General features: G+C 64.6%; 4 protein-coding genes and 1 pseudogene. 2 read left to right on the top strand and 3 right to left on the bottom strand.

Annotated features, from left to right (window positions below; all coding sequences use genetic code 11):
• A pseudogene (locus IL54_RS00880) lies at positions 1-455 on the top strand (hypothetical protein); the annotation flags it as partial.
• Positions 456-490: 35 nt separating this feature from the next.
• Here the strand turns inward: IL54_RS00880 and IL54_RS00875 are convergent.
• The 3 genes from IL54_RS00875 to IL54_RS00865 are packed head-to-tail and all read right to left on the bottom strand — an operon-like array spanning position 491 to position 2,990.
• A complete protein-coding gene (locus IL54_RS00875; protein ID WP_037472255.1) occupies positions 491-1,147 on the bottom strand; it encodes a murein L,D-transpeptidase catalytic domain-containing protein in 657 nt (218 codons plus the stop codon).
• Between the two features lie 52 nt (positions 1,148-1,199).
• On the bottom strand, positions 1,200-1,511 hold the full coding sequence (locus IL54_RS00870) for a hypothetical protein (protein WP_037472253.1): 312 nt from the start codon (positions 1,509-1,511) through the stop codon (positions 1,200-1,202).
• A 6-nt stretch (positions 1,512-1,517) separates the two neighbouring features.
• A complete protein-coding gene (locus IL54_RS00865; RefSeq protein WP_037472250.1) occupies positions 1,518-2,990 on the bottom strand; it encodes a L,D-transpeptidase family protein in 1,473 nt (490 codons plus the stop codon).
• 56 nt (positions 2,991-3,046) lie between these two features.
• On the opposite strand from IL54_RS00865, the gene IL54_RS22490 reads away from it, so the two are divergent.
• A partial coding sequence (locus IL54_RS22490) for a histone deacetylase family protein (RefSeq protein ID WP_076605443.1) occupies positions 3,047-3,752 on the top strand: 706 nt, incomplete at its 3' end.

Here is a 3,752-nt window from a genome sequence, read left to right as displayed (position 1 = left end):
TCAATTTCCTCGCCAACGCGCTGTACGCCAATGCCGCTGCCTATGGCGCGATGGGCCAGTTGGACAAGACGATCGCCCTCTACGGCGAGTCGCTGCCCTATTGGCGCAAGGTCGTGGAAGCCAAGCCTACCGACGCAGCCAGCCGCAACATCCTGGCCGGTATCCTGATCCAGATGGGCAACCAGAAGCTGGGTGCGCAGGACAAGGCTGGATCGGCCCCGCTCTATAGCGAAGCGCTGACACTGGCCCGCAAGTCGGTTGCCGAAAATGCCACCGACAATGTCAGCAAGAATATCCTGCTATCCGCGCTGATCGGTGCCAGCCAGTCGACCAGCGACACGGCGCTTCAGGCCGAAGCCGTCGAAATGTCCAAGAAGATGCTGGCTGACGGCAGCGTCGATGCGACCAACAAGCCTTCGGCGCAGGCGCTGACCGGCGCCCCCCAGGCGGGCTAAGAGGTTGTAGGGTTGAGGGGACGCTAAAAGCCCCTTCAACCCGCTCCGATCTTATCGGCGTAGAGCAGCCGACCCGTGCCCAGTAGCCCCAGCAAGTGCGGCAGCATATGCGGCGCGACCGCGAAACAGCCTTCGCTGCGGCCGCATTTGCCCCATGCGGCGATATGATCCTCGCCCACATAATCCGCACCGTGCAGCACGATGGCGCGCGGCTCCGCATTATTATTCTGCGGGTCCAAGCCCGCGAGCCGCATCGCCTGCCCATGCTGCCCGACATACATCTCACCCGTCCGAAATGCGCCCGACGAACTGGCAAGCGAATTGGGTTCGTTGGAGAAGCTCTGCAGCCAGCCGGAATGGGCGGGGTCGGACCCTCGACCATGGGCGACCAGATAGCTGCTGGACTGGCCGTTCATCAGGTCAACGACGTGAAAGCGCAAATCCTTCGACGGGGCATCGAAATCGGCAATGGCCACCCGGTCACGCAATAGGACGGCTCCGGCATGGCGATCCAGTGCCGCCTTCGCGCGTGCGAGCAGCCCCGCATAGGGGGGCAGCGGCACGGCGCGGGGCACCGCAGGGACGGGGACGGGTTGGGGCGCCGTCGGCAGCGCAGCCTTGCCCATCGTGTCAGGCAGAAATGTCAGGGCGAATCCGCTTAAGGCGAATTTCGTGAAATTGCGGCGATCCATCCGCACCCTATACCAAAAGGAATGCCCCGGTCCAAGACCGGGGCGATGCGCTTCATTCCTCCGTACCGCTCGCCTCGTCCGCTGGCTGCGCATCATCGCGCATATCGGGCAGGCGGGCGGTCATGCCGGTCGCATCGGCGTCGTCGAGGATCTGCTGCTGCTCCGACACCGATGGCGGCGCTGCGGGCGTCGGCGCGACGGTATTGTTCGACGGCATCGGCAGGGCCGTATCCGGCTCTTCGATGATCACATTTTCGACCGGCGGTTCGACCAGATTGTTGACGACTGGCGCCTCCTCTTCCTTCTTGCCGCACGCCGACAAGGCAAGGGCACCGATGAGCGCGGCAAAGGCAATTTTACGCATGGGGGATCAATCCTTCAAAGCTATAATGTCGGCGGGGGCAGCGGTCGGATCGACACGTCGGCTCGACGCTTCGATCTTGCTCGCGAGCAGCTTGTCCCAACCATAGGGGTCGGCGCGAAAGCTCATCGTGCCATTATTGCTAGCAAAAGCGGTCCAGTAGAGCAGATAGACCGCCACATCCTTGGGCAGGGACACGCGCTGGGTCTTGCCTTCGTCGATCAGGCTCTGGATCTGGCCATTCAATGCCGGGTCGCTCGCCACCATCAGTTCGGCCAGCGATACCGGCTTTTCGAGACGGATGCAGCCATGGCTGGCGAGCCGGTCGTAGCTCGAAAATTTACCGCGCGAGGGCGTGTCGTGCAGATACACGGCGAATGGGTTGGCGAAATCGAACTTCAATCGGCCAAGCGCGCTGTTGGGTCCGGCAGGCTGGACGATCCGCTCGCCGCCTTCGGGTGTCTTGACGATCTTGTAGCCCTGCTTGATCAGCGTCGCCCGCCCCTTGGGGAAGAGTTCGCGCCGGGCGATCGACATGGGCACGTTCCACGGCGGATTGACGACGATCGAATGGATGTTCGACATCAGCATCGGTGTCGCATTGTCGGGGCTGCCCGTGACGGCGCGCATCGAACTGATCGGCTGGTCGCCTTCGAACATGGTCAGTACGGCCGCCGCGATATTCACCTGGACCCGGTTGACCGGCAAGTTGCGCGGCATCCAGCGCCACCGCTCCATATTCGCCATGATCGCCGCGATCCGGTCATCCACGCTGACATTGAGCGCCGCCAGCGTGCGGGTGTCGAGCAGGCCGGTGGGGTTGAGGCCATAGCGGCGCTGCGCGCGCTGCAATACGCTGCTCAGTTTCTCGCCTGGCGTCACCGCGCTATCCTCGATCGCGATACGCGCGCGCACCACGTCGGGCGCGGACTGCGCGGTCAGCGTCGGCCAGCCGCCTTGATCGCGAATCGTCTCGTAGCGGACCAGACCCTGGCGCAGTCCTTCATAGCCTGCATAGGGCGGCGTCAGGCTGTTCGCCCATTGCGCAAGCCGGTCCTCGGCCACGGCCCGCGCCAGCGACGGGCGGGGATTGAAGGGCGCGGGGCGCAGCGCCCAGACTTCGAGGAAATCGGCGGTATCGACGCGCCCGGTGGACAGCGCCTTGGCGCGGTCGAGCAGCGCGCGCACCAGCGCCTCACCCGACAGCGGCCCGCTCGCCTTCTGCCGCGCCATCAATCCCTGCGCCGCGCCCTGCTTCAACCAGTCATTGGCCCATGCTTCCTGTGCCGCCGACAAGGGTGGGATCGGTGCGGGCAAGGGCGCGGCCGGAATCGCTTGCACCATGCCAGGCGCGGGCGAAGTCGGCGCGGGCATGGTCGGCACCACCACGGGCGGCGCGGCCAGGCTTTGGGCGGCGACGGACACCGCACTGACGCCAAGCAGCGCCAGCAACGGAAGACGGATCATATCGGGACGGTTCATGCTGGACCAGATAGCGCAAAGCGGCCATCGTTCAAACGACCATAGCGGAAAAGATCATGCTGCACGTTGTTCACCATTCCGCCTATGTCTCTCCAGCAACACCCGGCAGCCGTTTCCGCTTCGACAAATATGGGCTGGTAATGGAGGCGCTGCGCGAATCCGGCGCACCCATCACCGTGCATCAGCCCGATCCGATGCCGCGTGCCTGGATTGAGGCAGTGCATGATCCCGCCTATGTCGAGCAGGTCGTGACCCTGTCCGTCCCGCCCGACAAGGAACGGCGGATCGGCTTTGCCGTCACGGAACGGGTGATGCGCCGATCGCTGCTGTCACCCGGCGGCACCTGGGCATCTGCGCGGCTGGCGCTGACGCATGGCTATGGCGCCAATGCGGCAGGCGGCAGCCATCATGCGCTGGCCGATAGTGGCGCGGGCTATTGCGTGTTCAACGACCTCGCCATCGCTGCGAACCGCCTAATCGCGGAAGGCGATGCGGCGCGCATCCTGATCCTCGACCTCGACGTGCATCAGGGCGACGGCACTGCGTCCCTGTTGGCGGGGCGCGGCGACATCTTCACTTTGTCGATCCATGCCGACAAAAATTTCCCGGTGCGCAAGGCGCGCTCGACACTCGACATCGCCCTGCCCGACGGGGTGGAGGATGCCGCCTATGCGGCCATCCTCGCCGACACGCTGCCGCCCATATTAGACGACTTCGCGCCCGACCTCATTCTCTATCAAGCCGGGGTCGACCCCCATGCCG

It is taken from the genome of Sphingobium sp. ba1, from assembly GCF_000743655.1.
In the GTDB taxonomy this organism is placed as follows: domain Bacteria; phylum Pseudomonadota; class Alphaproteobacteria; order Sphingomonadales; family Sphingomonadaceae; genus Sphingobium.
Note: the sequence above shows the minus strand (reverse complement) of the source record. Positions and strands in the feature narration are given on the sequence as shown.